General features: G+C 52.3%; 19 protein-coding genes. 8 read left to right on the top strand and 11 right to left on the bottom strand.

From position 1 onward, the window contains the following. Nucleotides 1–311: 311 nt before the first annotated feature. Nucleotides 312–1,154: a ParA family protein gene (locus tag DVK06_RS13830; protein ID WP_121600696.1), complete on the top strand. Its 843-nt coding sequence runs from the start codon at nt 312–314 to the stop codon at nt 1,152–1,154. Further along, nucleotides 1,147–1,677, top strand: a complete 531-nt coding sequence (locus DVK06_RS13835; RefSeq protein WP_121600697.1) for an HNH endonuclease — start codon at nt 1,147–1,149, stop codon at nt 1,675–1,677. The genes DVK06_RS13830 and DVK06_RS13835 overlap by 8 nt, the downstream gene beginning before the upstream one ends. A gap of 10 nt (nt 1,678–1,687) precedes the next feature. Here DVK06_RS13835 and DVK06_RS13840 read toward each other — a convergent pair whose 3' ends face one another. The 7 genes from DVK06_RS13840 to DVK06_RS18360 form a co-directional block, all read right to left on the bottom strand. After that, the gene (locus DVK06_RS13840; RefSeq protein ID WP_121600698.1) at nt 1,688–1,966 is read right to left on the bottom strand and encodes a hypothetical protein; all 279 of its coding nucleotides are present in this window, start codon (nt 1,964–1,966) and stop codon (nt 1,688–1,690) included. Between the two features lie 234 nt (nt 1,967–2,200). Beyond that, on the bottom strand, nt 2,201–3,427 hold the full coding sequence (locus DVK06_RS13845; RefSeq protein WP_121600699.1) for a Cdc6/Cdc18 family protein: 1,227 nt from the start codon (nt 3,425–3,427) through the stop codon (nt 2,201–2,203). A gap of 696 nt (nt 3,428–4,123) precedes the next feature. Beyond that, nucleotides 4,124–6,319, bottom strand: a complete 2,196-nt coding sequence (locus tag DVK06_RS13850; RefSeq protein WP_121600700.1) for a type B DNA-directed DNA polymerase — start codon at nt 6,317–6,319, stop codon at nt 4,124–4,126. A 2-nt stretch (nt 6,320–6,321) separates the two neighbouring features. After that, nucleotides 6,322–6,579, bottom strand: a complete 258-nt coding sequence (locus DVK06_RS13855; RefSeq protein WP_121600701.1) for a hypothetical protein — start codon at nt 6,577–6,579, stop codon at nt 6,322–6,324. Then, complete coding sequence (locus DVK06_RS13860; RefSeq protein ID WP_233561734.1) at nt 6,579–7,274, bottom strand: hypothetical protein; 696 nt, start codon at nt 7,272–7,274, stop codon at nt 6,579–6,581. Before DVK06_RS13860 ends, DVK06_RS13855 begins: the two co-directional genes overlap by 1 nt. Nucleotides 7,275–7,425: 151 nt before the next feature. Further along, nucleotides 7,426–8,247 (bottom strand): winged helix-turn-helix domain-containing protein, encoded by an 822-nt coding sequence (locus DVK06_RS18350; RefSeq protein ID WP_147438088.1) that lies wholly within the window; start codon nt 8,245–8,247, stop codon nt 7,426–7,428. 401 nt (nt 8,248–8,648) lie between these two features. Then, nucleotides 8,649–9,500 carry a hypothetical protein gene (locus DVK06_RS18360; RefSeq protein ID WP_147438090.1) on the bottom strand — a complete coding sequence of 284 codons (852 nt, stop codon included), beginning with the start codon at nt 9,498–9,500 and terminating at the stop codon, nt 8,649–8,651. Nucleotides 9,501–9,926: 426 nt separating this feature from the next. Here DVK06_RS18360 and DVK06_RS13865 point away from each other — a divergent pair, with 426 nt between their 5' ends. Further along, the gene (locus tag DVK06_RS13865) at nt 9,927–10,811 is read left to right on the top strand and encodes a hypothetical protein (RefSeq protein ID WP_121600702.1); all 885 of its coding nucleotides are present in this window, start codon (nt 9,927–9,929) and stop codon (nt 10,809–10,811) included. A gap of 612 nt (nt 10,812–11,423) precedes the next feature. Here the strand turns inward: DVK06_RS13865 and DVK06_RS13870 are convergent. Further along, a complete protein-coding gene (locus tag DVK06_RS13870; RefSeq protein ID WP_121600703.1) occupies nt 11,424–11,900 on the bottom strand; it encodes a hypothetical protein in 477 nt (158 codons plus the stop codon). A 362-nt stretch (nt 11,901–12,262) separates the two neighbouring features. On the opposite strand from DVK06_RS13870, the gene DVK06_RS18365 reads away from it, so the two are divergent. Continuing rightward, nucleotides 12,263–13,060, top strand: a complete 798-nt coding sequence (locus tag DVK06_RS18365; RefSeq protein ID WP_147438091.1) for a hypothetical protein — start codon at nt 12,263–12,265, stop codon at nt 13,058–13,060. A 231-nt stretch (nt 13,061–13,291) separates the two neighbouring features. Here the strand turns inward: DVK06_RS18365 and DVK06_RS18370 are convergent, their stop codons facing one another. Beyond that, nucleotides 13,292–13,549 (bottom strand): hypothetical protein, encoded by a 258-nt coding sequence (locus tag DVK06_RS18370; protein WP_147438092.1) that lies wholly within the window; start codon nt 13,547–13,549, stop codon nt 13,292–13,294. A gap of 337 nt (nt 13,550–13,886) precedes the next feature. Here DVK06_RS18370 and DVK06_RS13875 point away from each other — a divergent pair, with 337 nt between their 5' ends. Then, nucleotides 13,887–15,509 (top strand): transposase, encoded by a 1,623-nt coding sequence (locus tag DVK06_RS13875; protein ID WP_121600704.1) that lies wholly within the window; start codon nt 13,887–13,889, stop codon nt 15,507–15,509. 344 nt (nt 15,510–15,853) lie between these two features. Here DVK06_RS13875 and DVK06_RS18375 read toward each other — a convergent pair whose 3' ends face one another. Next, nucleotides 15,854–16,615 (bottom strand): hypothetical protein, encoded by a 762-nt coding sequence (locus DVK06_RS18375; RefSeq protein ID WP_147438093.1) that lies wholly within the window; start codon nt 16,613–16,615, stop codon nt 15,854–15,856. A gap of 673 nt (nt 16,616–17,288) precedes the next feature. Here DVK06_RS18375 and DVK06_RS18380 point away from each other — a divergent pair. From DVK06_RS18380 to DVK06_RS13880, 3 genes are all read left to right on the top strand, one after another. Continuing rightward, nucleotides 17,289–18,176 (top strand): DUF4200 domain-containing protein, encoded by an 888-nt coding sequence (locus tag DVK06_RS18380; protein WP_147438094.1) that lies wholly within the window; start codon nt 17,289–17,291, stop codon nt 18,174–18,176. 49 nt (nt 18,177–18,225) lie between these two features. Then, nucleotides 18,226–18,534: a hypothetical protein gene (locus DVK06_RS18385; protein WP_147438095.1), complete on the top strand. Its 309-nt coding sequence runs from the start codon at nt 18,226–18,228 to the stop codon at nt 18,532–18,534. A gap of 182 nt (nt 18,535–18,716) precedes the next feature. Beyond that, nucleotides 18,717–18,977, top strand: a complete 261-nt coding sequence (locus DVK06_RS13880; protein WP_121600705.1) for a hypothetical protein — start codon at nt 18,717–18,719, stop codon at nt 18,975–18,977. 438 nt (nt 18,978–19,415) lie between these two features. Here DVK06_RS13880 and DVK06_RS13885 read toward each other — a convergent pair whose 3' ends face one another. Next, on the bottom strand, nt 19,416–20,210 hold the full coding sequence (locus tag DVK06_RS13885; protein ID WP_121600706.1) for a winged helix-turn-helix domain-containing protein: 795 nt from the start codon (nt 20,208–20,210) through the stop codon (nt 19,416–19,418). Nucleotides 20,211–20,219 lie beyond the last annotated feature (9 nt).

Here is a 20,219-nt window from a genome sequence, read left to right on the forward strand (position 1 = left end):
ACTGATAATCTGTTCCAATGAAATTGGCTTGTAATTGGAAGGCCTTCGTATTCCCAGAGCCTCCCTAAAGAACGGTTCAGTCTCACTATTTACACCTGTGCGGAACGCTTGAGGGCAAATTCGGCATCCTATGCTCATATTTCGATTCTCGATAATTATAATTGCTTGGGAGTCCATAGAAGTTCAAGAAAAAATATATTTATGGAATAGAGTATGAATCGTCTCAAGCTCAGGCCCTGGACACTCGGCCTGCTCAATCTGCCGATGTCTGACATAGATTTATTATGCCAGCGTTTCGATCGTTTCACAGAATGCCGCAAACGACTGAAACGGGTGAAACGATCGAAACGTCGCCGGCGATCGTGGCGATGCTCAACCAGAAAGGCGGGGTGGGGAAGACAACTCTCACCATCCACGTCGCCGGCGCGCTCGCCGATCGTGAACTCGATGTCCTCGTGGTCGACCTCGCACCGGAGGGGGCGCTCACGTCGATCCTTGGCTACGACGAAGCCTACAGCGATCTTGATCGCGAGGTGTCGCTCCACGAACTCCTCCTAGACCCGAGTCGCGCCGCCGGCGTCGAGAACCTCGTGCTCGAAGGCGAGGAGTTTGATCTGCTCCCGTCAAACGAGCGCATGGTCGACCGGACTGGTGGGGAGTTGAACGGCGAGCCGCGAGCCCGAGAGCGATTGAAGATGGCCCTCGACGAGCTTGGCGCAGGCTACGATGTCGTTCTTGTGGATAACATGCCGAGTATCAACGTTCTCACGGACAACGCCTTGGTAGCGAGTGACGGCGTTCTCATCCCGGCGTACGCCGAGGCACTCTCTGTACAGGGGCTCGATCGGCTGCAGAAGCAGATCGATAGCGTTCGGGAGTACTTTGGTACAGTCAGGATCCTCGGAATCGTCGCAAACCGCGTCGAGCACAACAAGCAGGCCGACGCGATGCTTGAGCAGCTCCACGCCGAGTTCGAGGACGGACTCGGCATCCCAGTGTTTGACGTGTACAAGCGAGTCGACCTCCAGCGAGCGATCGCTGCGCAGGAGCGCTCTATCTTTGCTGCCGAGGAGCTCGACACTGACATGGCCGAGGTGATCGCCGAGATTGCGGCGCTCGTCGACGACGAACTCGTGGGGCAGGCTAATGACTGACGACGAGGACGACGCCAGCGAGGAGCTGGGGAAGACCGGGGAGAAGATGGGCGGCATTGCCGACCGTTTCGGCGCATCAACTGACACGACTGACACGAGCAAAACGTCCGAAACGTCTGAAACGGGCGACACGACCAGAACGTCTGAAACGCCTGAAACGCCTGAAACGATCAATACGGGCGACGACGACTCCGCGGCCTCCCCCGATATGACTGAAACGATGGACACGACTGAAGCGCCTGAAACGCCTGAAACGATCAAAACGTCCGAAACAGGCGACACGACTGACACGCTCGTCCCCGGCGATGAGGGGTTCGTGCTGCGGGAGGACTGGAACGGGCGGACAATCTACCTCTCGGACGACGACGTCGACGAACTTGACATCCGCTACTCCGAGGTCAACGTCGAGTGGCAGCGTGAACACGGCGAGCAGCTACCGAAGAACGAGAAGTTCTACCCAGCAGTGATCCGGGCGGGGCTCTCCGGGACATCGATTGAAGAAGAGCTCGGCCTCAAGGACTAGCTGTTATAATCTATAACCCAAGTTGGTCTGCCATCCATTTTTCTCCAGCCTTCCCGAGCATCGATTCCCAAGTAGCGAACATCGTCGTGTCTTCGACGTACGCATCGAACTCATCTTCTGGTATCTCTTCGAAGTCTTTCTCCTCCTCGACTGTCCATGGGCTTTCCTCGAAGAGCTCCTCGATGTCGCCGAAGTCAGAGAATGAAGGTTTGCCATGGCAATGAGGTCGACTTAACGGCAAGCGTGTACTCGACGGACAGCCCGTCTGAAACCCTGTAAGGTCGTACATCTCACAAATTTGCGTATCCGTGTTTTGAAAGACTACTGCTCTGACTCGGTTGGAAAACTCAGAATCTGTTGATTTTCCCTACTATCGGTCTACAGATGAGCAAGGCGAGTGCTTCGGGGCTTGACCCCGGAGGGTGAAGCCGGCAGTGGCGAAGCTTCTGGCGGGTTGTCTCTCCCAAACGGTCTTTCTGAACATGCTCGGAGGAGCAATCTGCTACCATCCACAAAATCTCCTCTACGATAGCGTGCTCTGCCGGCTGAACGTATCCACGTCTTGGACGATCCCATCAAATTCTTCGACGTGTTCGAATCCTTCCAGCAATGAATCGAGGTTCACGCGTAGTTCCGAGAGATAATAATCTCCGCCCTGTACGCCACCTTTCCGCTTGTGGGTCATCGCCAGATTGTACGTATCGAGGTTCGTGAGCTTATCGCGGATACTCCGCGACGTGAGTTGGTTCGTCCCGATCGCGTCAGCGACCCGTTTGTACTCCGAATAGACCTCTTTCGTCCGCACTGGCGTGTCTCCGCGGGATTCGAGTATCGCCAGCGCCATCAAGAGCGCCTGATCGTTGATCGTTAAATCCTTGAGCTTGTTGACGATGTTCACCTCCTCCAACTCGTCTCGGGCATCGTCGAGGTGCGCCTCAGTAACGATATCGCTCCCCTCAACGCAGGCAATATCTCCGGCTTCATGGAGGAGGCGGATCGCCTGTCTCGCAGAGCCGGTGTCCTTTGCTGTCCACGCAGCAGCCAGCTCAACAACCCCGTCATCGACTGCGTCGGGTTTGAACGCGGTGTCGACACGGTCATACAGAATAGAGCGAAGCTCGTCGGCGTTGTATGGGTCAAAGTGGACCTCGTTCTCATAGAGGCTGTCCTTCGTTTTTGCGGATAGGTCCTGCTTGAACTGGAGGTCATTCGAGATGCCAATAATCGAAAGGTGCGCGTTCGTGATTTTCCCGTTCGATCGCGCCCGTGGGAGTTGGTAAAACAGGTCGTCGTCAGATCCGAGATTATCGATTTCGTCGAGGAAGAACACGACGTAGCCGCCGATTTCATCAAGGCGGCGGAACATTCGCTCGTTAAGATCGGTGAGCGAAAGCCCCTTCGGCCGCTCCGTCGTTTCGGGCTCGATCGCGGTGAGGATCTTCCCCACGGACTGATAAGCGGTGTTCACGTCTTTCAACGACACCTCGAACGTCCGGAGGTCGATATCTTCCTCCTGACAGTAGTTGTGAAGCTCCTCCAACACGACACGGGCGGTGACGGTCTTCCCCTGCCCGGTCTTCCCGGAGATGAGGACGTTCTTCGGCTCGATCCCGGATCGGATGGTCGTCCGAAAACTCTTCGCGATTTCTTCTAATTCGGGCTCGCGCTTGGGGAGGCGATCAGGAACCCACTCTTCCATCAACGCCCGCTCGTTCTCGAAGACGTTAGTGTCGGTTTCAAACAGCGACATGGGGGCTCTACCTTGCGAGTATCATACACGGTCTTACTGATAAAACCACCCTTTCCGCATTTTCCCGAACTTCTTCATAATGCCGGATTTATATACCACTCCCACACCCCATTTCCGCATAATCCACGTCAGCAGGGGTAGAGGGACTAGAGCGTCTTCCACGACAGGTTTCGGTGTCCTTCCCGATATTTCCATCTCTGTGCTAACGCGTTATTATATATCTTTTGTTAATTGTATTGTTGTTGTTGTGTTGTGGGCTGGAAATACCGATTGACAGCAGTATCAGACAATTCGACACCTCGGTATAGAAGGCTTTTAAGTAGAATATTCGAAGAAGGACGTGATACGGCCCTCCAAATCACCGGGTGAATAATGCGGAAACGAGGGGTGTGTCTCCGATAGTGCTTCCCCGTGGCATGAGGTGCCTTCGATTATGCGGAAACGGGGGGTCTGTTGCGTATCGATTGGAAGGGTGCTAGTTGTCGCTACCGGGCTTTTTAGCGACTGACTCCGACGATTAGGTATGCGAGCACAACCCCCTTGCCCGACTACGTCCAGCGTCGCCGCCGAGCGCGCCGGACTGCTGGCTGATTGTGGGTCGTGTTAGTCGTGCTGGCCTACTACGGGCGCGTCTGTTGATAGGTACGATTGCTACCTAAAAGCCCGGAGCGCCAACTATACGGGAAGTTCTCAGGACTACCTATCCACGAAGCCGGCTAACGTCTCGTCGCTCGTCCCACTGAGGTACTGCCGGATCTCTCCCTCCCGCCACTCGACAGGAGCCAGCACGCTTTCAACCGCTCGCACGGCGGCGTCCTCGTACCACTCGACATCATACCGGTTGAGGTCCTCGTACTCAAGGCGAACGCGTGCGGCGCCGCGAGCGTCCGCGTCGACGACGACGTACCGAACGGTCTGTCCCGGCGCCAACCCGGCGCCCTCGATCCGGGCGCGTTTCAACGCGGCCACGGTGAGCGTCTCCATCGAGTAATCGTCTACGTCCTTCGAGACGCGATTGTCGACGACCAGCGCCGCGGGATCGACCTCGCGGTCTCGGAGGTCGCGAAGCCGGCGCCGAAGCACGTCACAGACAGCTTCGGGTGACCGCGACTCGTCGAACACGCGGAGTGCCTCGCTCTGGACGTCTTCGACCCACGCCGTCGTCGACCGCTGGCGGCCCTCGATGCCCCGCGTCTTGATCGCGTCGCCGAGCCCGGTCTCGGGATACGCCTCACCGCGTCGCTTCCCGAAGTAGCGGGTTAACGCTCCGGATTCGGAGTTTCGCATCGGACAGAACGCCACCCAGTCGAACGCACACTCGTACTCCAACTCGATGCCGACCTCCGCGCTCACCTCGCTGGCGACCTCCTCCAGCGGGCGCTGCTCGCGACCGTCGGCGGGCGTCACCCAGATCGAGTCGACGATCCCGTGAACGACCCGCCACCCCGCGTCCTCCAGCGCGGCCTTCGCGTCGAGGAGAATCTCACGGGCAAAGGCGTTGATCGCCTCGTGGCACTCGATCCGCCCGAACTTCGCGTTCGAGAACCCCTGATACCCGAAGCAGGACACGAGGATCCACTTGATTGCCGACGAGGCGGCCTCCAGCCGCTCGCGTTCCTCACCGCTGGCCTCGGGAATCTCCGCCTTAATCTCACTCCGGGCGTCGATCAGCGGGCCGAGTACCTCGGGCAGATACCCGTCGCGATCGCAGATCGAGTAGCCGAGGCCCGGCACGTCGTCGGTCTCACAACACCCACACCGGACGGTCTCGGGCGAGATGTTCCGCGTCCGGATGATGTTCGGATACAGCGACGCGAAGTCGAGTTCGTATACGTCCTCGTGGACGCCCACGTCGGGGGCGAACGTGGTCCCGCCGCGGTCGGCGGCATCCAACGTCGACGCCGATTTGAACAGCTCCGGGCGCCACGCTCGCCACGGGATTAGGACGCCACGTGACCGGGCCTCGCGAATCTGCATGGCGGTCAACACCCGACCGATAGACGCCCAGCCGAGTTCTTGCAGCGGCAGCCCGGAGCGTTCCACGAGGTCGAGACAGCCCGCCAGCCCGGACTCGTGATAGAAAAACGAGTTGGACTCGTCGATGATGACGCGTCCGGGGACCGCGTACCGGGCCGGTGAGTGACCTACGTTGCCGTAGGAGGTGTACGTCGACTCGCCAGCCAGTTTCGTGTAGCCCGCCTCTCGACCGAGCGCAAATTCGACGCCGTACGCGTCGGCCGCCTCGAACAGCAACGGTATCAGATCGGCGGTCGACACGACGAGAACGTCGGGATTCTGGCCGTCGATCGCAGCTTGAACGCCGTCGAGGACCGCACGCGGTGACGACCCGACCCGGTTGCCGTCGACGGTGAGCTGCGGGAGCGACTCGATCCCAGATTCATGGCTGGGAAACGAGAGGTGGAGGGTTCGGAGGTCACGCACCGACCGGTCGGGCGCGGCCGGGGTTCCTGTTTCGAGGCAGAACCGCAGTTGCCGCGTGAAATCTACGTTGTAGCAGGTGAACGTATCCGGCTGGTCGAACTGACGCACCCGCTTTGCGATCGTCCGAACGGCCTCGATCGAGGCGGCGTCAACCCGGAGGAGCGGGCGAGCATCCGTCCGGAAGGTCTGCCGGTGCGGCTCGACGTCGAGACCGGCGACCGCCTGTTGCCCGTCGAGAAACGAGTGGAGTTCGTCGAGCGGGTCCGAGAGGCCGTCCCGGCTCGATGGTGACGGGTCAGGGCCACCCGTTCGCCCGTAGAGGTTGTCCGGCGCATCGCCGACGAACAGCGTCGGGCTGTACTCTTCCCGAACCTCGCGTTGGACGCCGCCCGGGGTGAGCGTCCACCGGGCGACGCGACCATCGTCGAGGAAGTCCAGCGTGAGGGTCACGGCTACTCGTCGGTGAGGTCGTCGATCCGCGCTTCCAGTTCCGTAATCCGGCGGTCCTGTTCGAGCGCAATCGCCATCCAGATCGGCGCCAGCGGGTCGGCGTGGTTGAGGTTCCCAGCGGCGTCGGCGTGGTCGCGAGCGTACACGAACAGGTGGTCGAAGATGTCCTGATCCTGTCGCCGGAGCGCTCGGCGGTACGGTCCCCACTCGTCTTCGATAGCGCTCAACTGGTCGCGGTACGTCGGGTTTGTCCGACCCATTACTGGACTCCAATAGGGCCAGCAGCGCGTTCGAGTGTCGACGCTTCGTGCATCCGAGCGCGGTGTTCGAGAACCTCCTGCCAGTACGCCAGCGTCGTCTGCATCCAGCCGTCATCCGTGTGATAGACGAGCGTCTCCATGTCGCCCGCTGCGTCCTCGAAGCGCGGGCCGAAGGGCGTCGCCCGGCATTGGAGATGCGTCCCCGCAGCGCGCCGCAGCGGGCGCGAGAAGTTGTCTTCCCGACACCGCGTGGCGATCACCGGCACGTCGTGAACCCGAGCGACTCGTGCGAGCGATGCGATCGCCCGGATGAACAGCTGTTCGGCCAGCTCGTCGTCGACGTCGGCGGCACGGTACATCCCGTCGAGTCCGGTCGCGACGACTACCGACGGGGACTCCCGAGCGTCGAGCCGGCCAGCGAGCCGATCGAGGAGCGAGGTGTGCTGGTGGGCCGTGAAGCCGCGGGCGACCTCGACCCGGTCAAGGACGCGGTCGTCCGGGGCCAGTTCGCGAAGGCGCGTCGTGTTCGCTCGGTTCGCGCCGTCGACCCAGAACGCCGGGCCGTCGCCGCCGAGGACGTGATCGAGTAGGAGTGCCTGGACCGGGGTGACGCCGAGGTCATCGTCAACGTCGACGAGCGTGATGCCCGGCGAGAGCTCCGGGAGGTCAGCTGTCGGTCGTTGTGAGGTTCGCATGGTCATGTAGATAGAGAGTCGGGTAAAAGGGGTGAGCCATAGGTGGGTAGTGAAAGTGAACGTAAAAACAATACTAACATTCATACTACATATTGTTCGATATAACACAGGATTATACTGACATTATTGGGTGCGTAGCCTCAGGCATCTCTCAGTAAAATCTAGGAAAATCAGCCATATCCGTGCTGTGCTTAGCAGAACCACGATTGAATATCGGCTCTGCATCCTTCCGAATTCTGTTGTACTGGCTGGTCGCCCAGTTGAGTGCGTCATTCGTATTATTGATCAGAATTCCCTGAACACCTTGGTCAGCGTATACAATAATTCCCGCATGGTCGTCATCGGTGATCCAGAGAGAGAATGTAAATGGGATGTCCGCATGGTACAATGTGATATTTTCATCTTCAAGCACTCTGTTAGTTGAGTCCGGGTCTAGTGCCTGAAGACGTTCAAATGTCTCAAGCGGGAGAATAATATCTGATCGGGCGTTACTACCCTGTGTAGCAGCGTGATAGAATGAGTCGGCATGGCCTGCCATCGCGAGTGGTGTTACACCACGAACATAGGAAGCAGATCTAACGGCATCAAGGAAGACCTGCATAACCTCGTCAGGAACTGGAGTGGTTGCGACGTGAACATCTACATCAACAAGGAAGCGACGATCAACTGGTGTGTCTTGGGGGAGTTCATTGATTACTGAGGATGCGTCAGTAAGGACCTCAAGCTGCTCAACATAGCGGGTGTGTTCATTGAGTAATATTTGTCCGAGAAGTGTGAGTTGCCACTTGCCATTGTGGTATTTAGCGAGGTCAGACTGTTCGAGGTCACGGATGATATTATCGAGTGTTGAACGGGGGATATTCAGCGATTCAACAATTTCCGGTTTTGTCTGTGGGTATTCACTAAGTGCTTGAAGGCACTCATACCTTTTCAGGAGGACATCGGCAACCTCAAACGGGACTGATTCGGACATACTATACAATATACTCAGGTGACATTAATACATTTTTCAAGTGAGTAATTATAGCCGCGTAGTCACAATTAATACAGACTTCAAGTATTAAATAGAATTCAGTTAGCCCCTCACAATCCTGTTCGGATACGTCCAGACGTCACGATCGGTGTGTTCCTTGGGGCTTAATCAAAGTGGAACAATAACAGAACTCCCAGTAACATCACCCCCATACCAATACCTGCAAGTATATTTGAATTGATTACCCCATCATAACCTGTTTTTGGGAGTAAGTACGAAGCAAACACATTAATTACCAGTCCTGACACGATCACGAGCCTCGGGATGTACTGATCTTTAACCATGGGGGCACTCTAAATTTATCCTAGAAATAAATACTGCTTCGACGCGCTCAGGTTGTTCTATGGTTCTAGGTAGGCCTGCCAGTCAAAGTTACAATCAACACCGAACCCATCGATACTACACGAGGAGTTCAGGCAGACACCCACAGTAGCTCCCAGATTTATCTCTGTCTCGTCTTCGATAGTATATGCAACTGTACAGCCACCGCTGGCAGTAGTAATCGCGATTGTTGCAATTCCTGCGGCAGAGGTGGTCGGTTCAGGGTAAACCGTTAGCACCACGCCACCTAGATATGCTACAGCCTCACACACCCAATTAGGTGGGGAACCATCCGTTCCAAATTCGTATTCCCAGGTGAAATCACAGTCATTCTGAGTTGTGATCGGACCTGACTCAGAAGTTGTCTCCAACTGACTAGTCCATTCCGCACCCGTAATTATGTCGTATCCGTTGAGTTCGGATGACTGACTTTGGATTCCATCATCGGCAGTGACCTCCGGTTCGCTCTTGAAGACATCCGTACCGATTGTGGCGGAAGTGTACGTACCGTCCTCAAGCTCACGAATAACGAAATCGGCATCAAGTTCGTGTTCTTGATTGAACGGAGTTCGGAATAAGTGGAAGCTATCACTCCCTTCTGAGGACCTCACTACGAATCCTTCGAGATCACTCGGAGTGACGGTGATGTCGTGTTCTTCCTTTAGGAATGATCGCATCTCCTTTACTGGGGCGGCAGACCAGAATTCATCGATATGTCGCTTCTTTTCGTCGTCATCTAGCTTGGCCCTCTGTAGGCCAAGACCGGAATTCCCGCCACTACTTGCCGCAGAGGTGCCGCTAGCGAATGCTGTAGCGGCAAGGCCTGATCCTCCGATACTTTTCAACAACTTCCTTCGCATCACTTCATCCATGGGTTTTCACCACATAATATTAACATCCACTAATGTATTCATTCCATCGATGTGTAATCTCACACAATACTCGTAAACTATGGATGATACAATGCTCGGCCAAAATCTGGCTTCTAATAGTAATTGTTTGTCCTGAATTACTCTCCGGATATGAGCCAACTACGTGAAGGGGAAAATGGCTAACGAGTACGTAAACTGTTTGTCCCACAGGATTCTAATGAATTACTATCGTATAGCATCTCTACTTTATTATAGCCGCTTATTGCTGTGGACTCATTGGACGATTTTCTGAAGTCTACCGCATCAAACTCACCACGCGCCTGAGCATGCGCTTGACAGATCTGGGAAAGCGATTACAATAGTATGTAACTCAACCTCATGAGAATAATCAAAAGAAATATACTCGATTAATCAAACTTTATCGCAATGAAAATTGAACCCATCAAAGGACTTCATCAGCCAGAGTATACTGGCGAGAACCGGTGTGAACCATGTACCGTCTTTAACGTGATATTAGCGGGGCTGTTTAGCTCTACAATTGCTCGCAAATCGCGTGTTGGGGGGTATGTAGCTTTCTTACTCTCACTTGGATTAATCTACCTTCGGGGGTACCTCGTTCCCGGGACTCCAGATTTGACAAAGCGGTATCTTCCCCCCAAGGTACTTCGGTGGTTTGGCAAGGAACCGCAATTAGAGACCCGAAGCGGCCTTGGTAGGCAGTCTGAATCAGGCCGTAACGCAGACGAATCCTCGTCAGAGACATCGACTGCTGATCCCCTAGAGGAGACTGAGGATATCGATCTTCATGATTATCTCTTAGCTGAGGGCATTCTTGAGCCGTGTGAGGATCGAGATGACCTCTGTCTCGTTTCCGAGTTCAGAACAGAGTGGCATGATAAAATCGCGGAATTAGCCGATAAAGATCTGGAAGCGGCTGAGGCAGGTTCTGTCCTTGGGGTTGAGAGAGATGCTGAGGAGTTCGAGATCGAACAATACGGCGATGCATGGACATTAGTAGCGGACTCAAGAACTCTTGGTCAGTGGCCGTCACAAGGGGCACTTCTTGCTGACGTTGGAGCTGCACGCGTACTAGACACATGGTCAACTCAATGGGGTACCATAGCTCCGGCACAACGAGGGCAAATTCTCAACGGGCTTCGGCTGTTCCTTGAGGAGTGCCCCGGTGGAACTGGATCAGTAAGTATGGGGAAAGAAACGGTAGAGTCGTGCTGTTCGTCTCATGAGGTCATCACAATATCTTGTGACGAGACAGGAGATCGGCTTTTTGAGGTACCTCTTAGTGAGGTTTAAGCAATAAATCCGTTTTGTAACCCCTAATTGAGGTACAAATCTTCTGATATCTTGTACACAATCTCCGAGAATGGATTTGATACGTGTCTACTATTCTGGCCCTTTGACCTGAACCAAAATGGAGGCAGATCTCTCCTGTTGCTATCTCTCTACTGCGAATGCCCCTCGACTATCCCCTATTACGGTGATGTTGAAGGAACGCTAATGGTTAGCGGAACGGAAAACAGAGACAGCCGAGAGCTCAAGTTTTCGACGCTTTCTGCCGGTGAAAAGGGACTCGCTGTAGATCGCCACTCGCACCAGCGTTCCGGGTGCGTCGCTGGCGCCGTTAACGGCGAGTTTTCCCTCGACGTTGCTCCGGTCGCCTCGGTCGCGCATCACTAACGCCACGGTACCAAGCTGCGGTGTCTCGTCACGACGAAGGATTTTCGAGCCTACTGGAAGGTTCGCCTTCGGCACTCTCCACGGTCGATGTAACCGCCGCGCACACAGGACTGCTGGCTGATTGTGGGTCGTGTTAGGCGCGTGGCCTACTACGGGCGCATCTGTTGAGAGGTCCAAATGCTATCTAAAATGACACCATACAACTTTACCCCGATTTTCGCGGGTCTCTCAGTCCAACAAGTCTGTGACGCCCGAGGGCGTCGCGAAGTAGCACTCACCGTCGATTTCTTCGCCGAGCTGCTGTTCAAACTCGTCGACGTGGACGGCGTCGAAGTCGGCATCTGGAACCACCAGTACCCGGCGATACCCAGGTATCGAGAAGTCTTCAATCTGCGATTTTGCCTCGGCGCTGTTCCCGTCGATTGCGTTGCCCGTCTCGACCTCGATGATCAAGTTGTTCTTGATCCCGGACGTGACCACCACGTCCGGGATGTGGTCCTCGGGTGCGTTCTGGACCCCGTTGAACGCACCTCGTGGATTCGGATAGTCGCCGTCGAGGTGATCGGCGTACAAGCTCGCGTGTTCCGGGAGTTTTGGTTCGAGGTTGTCCGCCGTCTTCTGGACTATGTCGTCGTGGTCTTCGTCCGTGTCAAGGATGAACGCTACTCCGGCTAATGCTGTTGCCGCACCGAGTAGTCCTACCATACCGAATCGAGGGACGCGACCGACTTCAAACGTACGTGACCGGGGTGAAACTGGTCTAAGCCGAGCTTAATTGGCCGACGCCGTAGACGCTCCATGGGAACAAACGGGGTGTCTGCGGGTTTTGAGCACAACCTCGGAGGATGAATTTTGATGCGTGACTATTATACAGAAGAGTAGACACGAATAAAGGAGATTGTTGATACCGTCTCAGTATTCTCACGAGTAGTAATACCAACCGATCTGAACGTTTCTCTAAGCCAAATAGAATTCACCCGGAACAGAGGCTTTTTTCCGCATAGAAATTATTCAACTACCACTCTACACCAAAATTATAAGTTATTTCGCTAATAGTTTGAATTGCGATGCGACGTAGAAAATTCGCAAGATCGGTTGGTGGAATCGGCACGTTAGGTGTTCTTGGGGTATCCTCAGTTAATGCGGATGAAACTAGTCCTACTGTGAAAGAGTTAGGACTTACCGATAAAATTCGAGAACTTCATTTAGAGGGAGAACCAGAGAAAGCAAGTAAACTTCTTGAAAAGAATAACGTTAAACAAAGTACTCAGAGTCGGTCAGGAAGTGCTCTCACCGATGATTCGTCTGAAGGTGATGTCAGCCCTGATGGTCATTATTCTTCCCCTGATGGTGACACAGAATTTAATCTTAACATTGCAGAATTCTCAGGAGAAGACAGGTATGTTGTAACCGGATCCGGAACTTTAGCTGACAGGGTGCTTAGCGTCCGGGACGCGGCGCTTGTTCCTGACGCTCTTGGTCTTCTTTTCGATACTAATGAATGGACTGTTGATCCGGATTTTGATATCGAAAATGCGACAGCTGCCAGTAGTGATGCAGGTGGGGCATCAGCCAGTGTGGCTACTATTGAACTTAACAGAGGGACCGGCATCGAAGTAGAACTTCCGGATCTACTGAACGAGCCAACAACTGTAACGAGCCAGATCGTACTTGAAAAAACTGGGACCAGTGAATCTGCTCCCGTTGCCCTTGAATACGAACACACGTGGACCGGAATTGACACTCCCCAACCAATCAGTATTGGCTTAGGGGTTAGTGCCAGTATTTCAACCTTAGAGGTAGATCTGACGAATTCCAGTGTCAATTGGGCTCTTTCGCCACCGTTAACTACTGGACCGAATTAGCAATATTAAATACCAGCACAGATATGCGGAATATATTTTTATTCCCTGCCAGCAGGTGCCTAGTATATATTATTTTGTTAATTATCTCTAGAAATCTGCTGCCTGTCGGCTCCTATGGATCAAAACACCATGTTGAACTCGCTTGAACGAGAACTAATTCTTAAGACTGCGTAGAATGTGGATCTTACACATTTAAACACATACACAAAATAACCAACCTTGGTTATTCACTTATGCTGCTTGTGAGATTTTTCTGAGAACCTGTTCCGCAATTTTACCAGCAACAAAAATACCAATGACGAAGGCTATCCCCGCCAACAGAGCTTGCCATAAAAAGGTGGCACCTAAATTAAGATTTAAAAGTACAGCGGTCTCCGTGAAAAAGTAGTAAATGGCATACATTAGAGGTAAACCTGCTATAAGTACTGATCCGAAGTAAATTGTACCAGCTACTGCCAACTGACGGCGGTTCTGGACCGATATATTCATACGCCAATTATTCAAATCCCATGTATAAAATTTTTATGGTGGATCGAACGCAAATCCACAGAGTACAGATGGAAAGTAAAAGACATTCACTACTATTGTTCGCTGTTATTTAATACGGTTAGTATTCAGATAAACTGTCTATGGGCAACGACTCGTGTAGCTTCACAAAGCTTATTGATTCTTTGATAATTACTAGTGGATACAAAGCTATATGTACTAATTCTAGAACAGTTCTTTGTAATACTCTAATAACGAGAACAAATTAGCTCATCACGTCTACATGTACTCCGATACCTGTGTTTGAAGAATTAACCTTGCTATTGCTTTTATTTATGGTATGAACAGATCTGATGATTCAGATCATAGTGAGAATCACCGACTACGCTTGCTGTGTGAAGCGTATCAACTAGGAATTTATGTCCGAAACAATCTCAAGGAATCCGATCTTGTAACCGCATTTGAGAACCTAGATCACGCGATAGACGCGATCGAAGACGGGTATCCAGCATGGCACCCCGCACTCTCCTTTCGCGCGATGATTCTCTCATTCGTGTTCATGGAGATTACTGGGGATTCGTACGCTGACTTCACTCGACGACTCACCTGGCAACCGGAAGTGGCGACTATCCTCGGTTTCAGCCGAGTGCCCGACGAATCGGCGTTCTCCCGGGCATGGCGGAACCGGTTCGACGACGCGACCCACGAATACGTCCATGCTGCCGCCGGCTTTGTTGTCAAAGAGGTCCACGATCGCAACATCTCAGCGCCCGAGGTTCGGCCAAAAGCAGAGATCGTCGAGGATACTGAGAAAGCCGCAGACGCAACAGAGGACGACTCTTTCTCACAGAACGAGATCATTCAGACGACGCGCCTCGCGCGTGATCACGCCTTTGGACACTTCGACTCTGATCGGGCGTCGAACGCCTCGTACGAGGACACGCAATTTTTCGAGTTACAGACGTTCATGGGGATGGTCCACTGTGGAACTGCGCAGGGAGCGACTCGCTTCCAGTACCGGCGTGGTGAAGAGTACGGTCCTCACGGCGACACGCACCTCCGCGCTGTCAAGCAGTTCGATCCCGAAGAGCTCGTGAACGGCTTCAATGAGAGTACAGACCGCTTGCTCTCCGTGATCGCCTCGGAGACATCCTTTCGAAGGCCGGTTACTGCGGCAATCGATATCACGACCATTCCCTACTACGGGGATGTCGAAGAGATGCCGATGGTCAGTGGAACCAAGGATAGAGACGGTCGAGCGTTCAAATTTGCGACGCTTTCGATTATCGGGCAGAACATCCCGCTGATCTTAGCTGTTGAACCGGTTCAAGAGAGCTCTGAGTGGGATGAGAACCCGTCGAATCAGATCCATCGTACTGTGCGACGGCTCGTTCGACGAGCGAAAGAGCACGTTCCAATCGAGACAGTGCTGTGTGATCGGGAGTTCGACTCGATACAAGTGTTCCAGACACTCTCAAACCTCAATGTGAACTACCTCATACCCAAGCGAGTCTCCACCTCCGAACGGGATGTACTTGAACAAATGGAGGAAGACGACCAAGAGGTGGCTGTTGAGTCGGCTTCTGTCCATGTGGAATCTGGATCGCATCCAATGCGGCTCCTGTACGTGCCGTCGACGAGTGGAGAGGGAACGGCCGTCTTCGCGACGAATCTCCGAGTCGGTCCCGAGGAGGCAAAAGCGTTCTGTAAACGGTATAGTCGCCGGTGGCAAATCGAGAGCGAGTACAAATCGATCAAGGGCGACTTTCTCGCGAAGATCTCCTCGAAAGACTACCGTGTTCGTCTGTTCTACTTCGTGTTCGCGGTCCTCTTGTACAATATCTGGCGGCTCACCGATTTCCTGCTGAAAGCAGGTGTCGACGGAGAGATGGACTACGCACCCGTGTTGACTGCGGGTGAGTGTGTTGAGCTCGTTGCCTCGGCGTTGATCCCGCACGACTAATCGGCTGAGCTCTCGCTGGGTTCGCCGCTCAAGAGTGACAACCGTATTCAGCAGCGCCAAAATCCGCGCAATTTCGTACGCTCGTCCGGTAGTCCGAGAGCAAGGATTCAAAATCGATCTCCGACTGCTGAGAATCACCACGACTTGATGGCGATTCGATCCAAAACTGGCCTATCCTCCGAAACTGTGTTTGAGGTGGGGACCGTTAAGTTACGAACGACACGAAACGTTCACGACTTCTTTTATTCACAACTAGGATCTAACAGAAGGACTGAAAGGGCATGTCAAAACCTACAGTAGCATAATTGAATTCTACTTGAGAATATTTTAAAATAAATAAACTCTTATCCTGTGAGGAGTGTACCTTCTTCCTCAAGTTCGGAGACAGATCTTTTCGCCCATTGAATTGCCTGCTTGTTTGTGTTTCGAATAACAGTTGAAAGATGGTTCGTGTCTGAATAGATACCTATATACAGAATTTCGGCGTCAATCAAGAAGAGACTGTAGCGTGAAACCTCGATTCCCCTGTAGACAGTGTCACCAGATTCGATATGGGGGATGATACTACCGGGCTGATTGTCGAGAAGAACCTCCAAAACGTCATTGCTCACGAACAGGGTGATATCGACTTCCCCGTTTGTGCCCTGTTTTAGAACCTCGTCGATGTGAGGGATCAGTATTTCTGTGGCTGCTATAATTTTCTCTCCGTTTCTGAGATCGTTGTCTAGCAGCTGTATCTTCTCGTATGGAGCGTAGTCGGGAGGTTGAAATACAGATCCGTCGAGAAAAATTGACTTGTCGAGACCTGCCTCAAGCGGGAGAGGTGACAGTTCAGTACTTAGTTCTTGTAACATCTGAAATGAACTTCTGAACTCTTCACAGAGTTCATATGCAGTCTGGCCAGCGTAGGTTGGCTTACAGACTCCGTTCACACGTTCCACAAGATCAAGGTCTTCTAATTCTCGAACTGACCGGTCAATCGTGGGACGTGATTGGGAGAGATTCTCAACGAGTGTGCGTTTATCTGGCTTACATTGACAGATATATTTGAGGACGACTCGCCGTTTGAGGACCACCTCAATAATTTCACTAGTGGAGGACACCATAAATCAGCTTAGTGTACTAACCAAAATTAATGTTATGGATCTATCAAATAATGATTTGATATTCACGAGAAGAACTACTAATAAGTGGGCAAAATACGAAAATCGGGGCCGAGAACCTCTGAATAGCCATTCAAAAGCACAGAGACTAGACGGCTGATCAAAATAGTTCTCAACAACTCTTGCTCACCGTACCCGTCTCTTCCTACCTACTATGACTGGGAAACAGGTCGAAGGGTGTACGGCAGACTCTACGATCAAACTGAAACAGGTTACAGCGCCGAGTAAGCCAAGAGTACCCAATGCCAGAATATCAATAAGATTTTAGAAATAAAATGGTGGGCGCAAGAGGGATCATCTTATACTGGCTAGGGCGCCGCGAGCCTCTTCTTCAGATATATCCTTCCCCTGGACACCCGGTCGATGAGAGTTTCGAATACGACATAGACACCTGTATTGGGAGTGGCCAGACCTTGACTGACCGGATCAGTCTCCTCGTGAGGTCTCAGTCTGACTCAAACAGCACCCGGTTAGTGTACCACCGTAGGCAATCCGCGAACCGATCTACAGTACACCGAGCGTGACTAATATTGATCAAGGATTGTACGTTTCTTCAGCCTTTGAATATTTGTAACTACATTAATGTAAAATATTTACGCAGACCAGATTGTAATGGATGTCAAATCCAAACACAGGAGACGGCGAAAATGAATCGAAAACAAACATCAACCGCCGTGCGTTCTCTATGGGAGCTAGTGCTATCGGCTTGTCTACAGCTGGTGTTCCGGTTGTAACGGGTTCTGTCTCAGCTGGAGGTCCATCTGAGTACACCGAACAGCAGCAAGAGATCTACGAGACCAACAAAGAGCACTACGGTGCCGAAGAAGCCAAAATACTCACAGACAAATTTGTTGAGCTTGAGAATGAGGGCCGAGTCGAAGGGGTCAGCAGCGATGAAAAGGAGGAGGCATACTCTGAATTCACTAAGTACTTGATTGACAACACCGAAAAAATTGCTGAGGCAATCAAGCGAGCCGAGCGAGAGGCAGATACGAAGGGACAATCCACTCGTAGTGACATCCCAATTCCTCAGAGTACAGATCTAAGCCCTACGATTACAGACGAGAACGCTTCTGGAACCGGTCTCACGCAAACGCGCTTCTTGACTGGGAATATAATGGAAGCCAGTTGTATCTCGGCAGGATATGGGAATGCAGTGGCTTGGGTGGAACGTGCCGGCTTCTACTATCCAGATAGTTCTGGGGATTTCGAGGTCACCTGTGACTACCAGCGGAATGGGAACGTTAGTAGTAACGGAAGTGCGACAATTACGCTCTTTGTAGAGGAACTAGAAGGCAACCGCCGGACTGAGATTGTTGATAGGGGAGGAAATGAGGGTTCCGTCAGCCGATCTGCTGGATTCGCTTTGAGTGGTCAAACTGATTATCTTGTCGGGCTTCGACTCAATACCGAAATTCAAGGAATTGGGTACGATGTGTTCTCCGACTACTACGCAGCCCTCAATCAGGTACAAATAGATTCGTTGTCTATCGACGAGATCTGAATCCTAATCAGCCAAAAGTATTTATATCACGGAGAAAAAATACAGACAAATGGTAGATAAAAAATCTTTAAAAAAGTACGTCTTCAACAAAGAGGTGGCAGCAGTTTGGGCATTAGCTTGGCTGTACCCATGGTACAGTCCCATCTTCACTCAAACTAGCAACCAGAACATCAACCTCGTATTTGGCAATCTGCTTTCACCACTAGAGTTCATTTTATACAATCTGCCAATAATGCTTGGTGGGGGTATCGTGACTATTACAGTTCATATCGCTTTTGCCGTTACCGTCGTATTCCTGTTCAAACTTGTCGTTACTAAGATGACAAATAGCTCTCATTCAGAAAATAGAGCCCATTAGGCCACAGGCTTTGAAATCCTCTTTTTCGGATAGATTCTCATCTGAAGCACCCGGTCGATGAGAGATACTAATTCAGCACTGGGAATCATCATTTCACCGTGTCATTTCCGCCGAATCCAATATTAATATCAATTTCCCCGTCTATCTGCTGTTCATCGCGGCCTACACAGTCCATAGTCGCCGTGAGCGTCTGTACCTCGGTTCCATCGAGAAACAGGGAAACACACCTCCAAGCCTTGGTTCAAGTAGACGTCCTCGAATTGCTGCTCGTTGAGTCCCCGCTGCTCGGCCATCGCGTCGAAGAGGTCTATCAACGCCTCGCGGGCTTCGTCTTCGAGTTCGGCCAGTTTGTCGTCCTCGATTTATTCCCGACGATACACAGATTTGTGTGGCCATCGTTCACGAGCCTGAACGCGTGTCTCGTCGGGTACTCCGTCAGGTGAAGTTGCTGAATACCTTCTGCCATCACATTCTACCCACATGATCAAGAACTGTGGTTCTTCGCCGCATGGACAACGATAAGATGGCCGAGACAGCAATTATCGAACGTGCTGCGCCCCCGAGACCTACCCGAACCAGATGAAGTCCTCGATGGGATAGTCGTCAACCGCTGCTAGGTCGTCGCCGATCTCGTTGTGGAGTTCGAGGACGACTACGACCCGTCGCGCGGGACCACAAGTTCAGAAGGTACAGGCCTACAAACCAATGTTTAGTTGACATTTATATGCCGATTAACCGGGAAAAGACGATCTCGGCGGCCAAATTATCTAAACTAACTCATGTATGTCGCTACCCTGTGCCAGACTTCCGACGCCATCAACCCTCAAACGTAAGAGTATACTTCCAGCAATACTCGGATTAAAACTGACTCGTTGAACTTTTTAATTGGTTGTTGTAGACGCTCCGCGAAGAAAGAGAGGCTCTGCATCCTGTTTCACACGCTTGTACTGTTCCTCAGCCCAAGCGAGTGCGTCGTCGGTATCGTTGACTAGCAGACCAGCTATCCCATGTTCAGTGAAGATAGTGATTCCTGCGTGGTTGTGGTCGAAAATTGAAAGCCCGAACGAGAATTGAATAGAAGCCTGTAAGATATTCATATCCGGATCGTCCAGTATATTTTTCGCGACTGACGGATGTGTTGATTGGAACCAGCTATGGATCTCTGGAGGAATGATCATCTCAAACGTGGTATCTTGTCCTGAAATCCCGCTTTGGTAGAACTTGTCAGCATACCCAGCAACGATATTCGGTGTTACAACACGAATTTCAGTAGCTACTTCGGCAAAGTCTAGGAGTTTAGTCATCACGGCGTTCTGAACATTTGAATGATTTTCGTAGGTATCCGCACCGTCGATGAACGCCCAACTGACCTCCTCACCAGTGCCAACGGAATCAAGCATTGATGAAACATCTCTGAGGCTATTGAGTCGGTTGAGGTAGTCGCGGTGTGCGCAGCAGGCTAACCGGCCTGACTGTGTTAGATACCAGTCTCCATCTCCGTACTCAACAGGGTCAGCCTGTTCAAGTTCACGAACGACATCATCAAGGGTTGAACGAGGCATGTTAAGTGTATCAACGAGTTCGGGCTTGGCTTGGGGTTGGTTGACAAGCGCGTTGAGACACTCATAACGCTTGAGGAGGACAGATGCGAGTTCATCGGTAGCGGGACCCGACATAATTTCATT

The sequence above is a fragment of the Halorubrum sp. Atlit-28R genome (assembly GCF_003665955.1).
Taxonomy (GTDB): Archaea; Halobacteriota; Halobacteria; order Halobacteriales; family Haloferacaceae; genus Halorubrum; species Halorubrum tropicale.

What these genes read in the sequence shown, in the direction of transcription:
- DVK06_RS13845 (WP_121600699.1), bottom strand. Translation starts at nt 3,427, where the DNA reads ATGTCGCTGTTTGAAACCGACACTAACGTCTTCGAGAACGAGCGGGCG.
- DVK06_RS13830 (WP_121600696.1), top strand. Translation starts at nt 312, where the DNA reads ATGCCGCAAACGACTGAAACGGGTGAAACGATCGAAACGTCGCCGGCG.
- DVK06_RS13865 (WP_121600702.1), top strand. Translation starts at nt 9,927, where the DNA reads ATGAAAATTGAACCCATCAAAGGACTTCATCAGCCAGAGTATACTGGC.
- DVK06_RS18365 (WP_147438091.1), top strand. Translation starts at nt 12,263, where the DNA reads ATGCGACGTAGAAAATTCGCAAGATCGGTTGGTGGAATCGGCACGTTA.
- DVK06_RS13855 (WP_121600701.1), bottom strand. Translation starts at nt 6,579, where the DNA reads ATGGGTCGGACAAACCCGACGTACCGCGACCAGTTGAGCGCTATCGAA.
- DVK06_RS18380 (WP_147438094.1), top strand. Translation starts at nt 17,289, where the DNA reads ATGTCAAATCCAAACACAGGAGACGGCGAAAATGAATCGAAAACAAAC.
- DVK06_RS13885 (WP_121600706.1), bottom strand. Translation starts at nt 20,210, where the DNA reads ATGTCGGGTCCCGCTACCGATGAACTCGCATCTGTCCTCCTCAAGCGT.
- DVK06_RS13860 (WP_233561734.1), bottom strand. Translation starts at nt 7,274, where the DNA reads ATGCGAACCTCACAACGACCGACAGCTGACCTCCCGGAGCTCTCGCCG.
- DVK06_RS18370 (WP_147438092.1), bottom strand. Translation starts at nt 13,549, where the DNA reads ATGAATATATCGGTCCAGAACCGCCGTCAGTTGGCAGTAGCTGGTACA.
- DVK06_RS18375 (WP_147438093.1), bottom strand. Translation starts at nt 16,615, where the DNA reads ATGGTGTCCTCCACTAGTGAAATTATTGAGGTGGTCCTCAAACGGCGA.
- DVK06_RS18360 (WP_147438090.1), bottom strand. Translation starts at nt 9,500, where the DNA reads ATGGATGAAGTGATGCGAAGGAAGTTGTTGAAAAGTATCGGAGGATCA.
- DVK06_RS13875 (WP_121600704.1), top strand. Translation starts at nt 13,887, where the DNA reads ATGAACAGATCTGATGATTCAGATCATAGTGAGAATCACCGACTACGC.
- DVK06_RS18350 (WP_147438088.1), bottom strand. Translation starts at nt 8,247, where the DNA reads ATGTCCGAATCAGTCCCGTTTGAGGTTGCCGATGTCCTCCTGAAAAGG.
- DVK06_RS13840 (WP_121600698.1), bottom strand. Translation starts at nt 1,966, where the DNA reads ATGTACGACCTTACAGGGTTTCAGACGGGCTGTCCGTCGAGTACACGC.
- DVK06_RS13835 (WP_121600697.1), top strand. Translation starts at nt 1,147, where the DNA reads ATGACTGACGACGAGGACGACGCCAGCGAGGAGCTGGGGAAGACCGGG.
- DVK06_RS13870 (WP_121600703.1), bottom strand. Translation starts at nt 11,900, where the DNA reads ATGGTAGGACTACTCGGTGCGGCAACAGCATTAGCCGGAGTAGCGTTC.
- DVK06_RS18385 (WP_147438095.1), top strand. Translation starts at nt 18,226, where the DNA reads ATGGTAGATAAAAAATCTTTAAAAAAGTACGTCTTCAACAAAGAGGTG.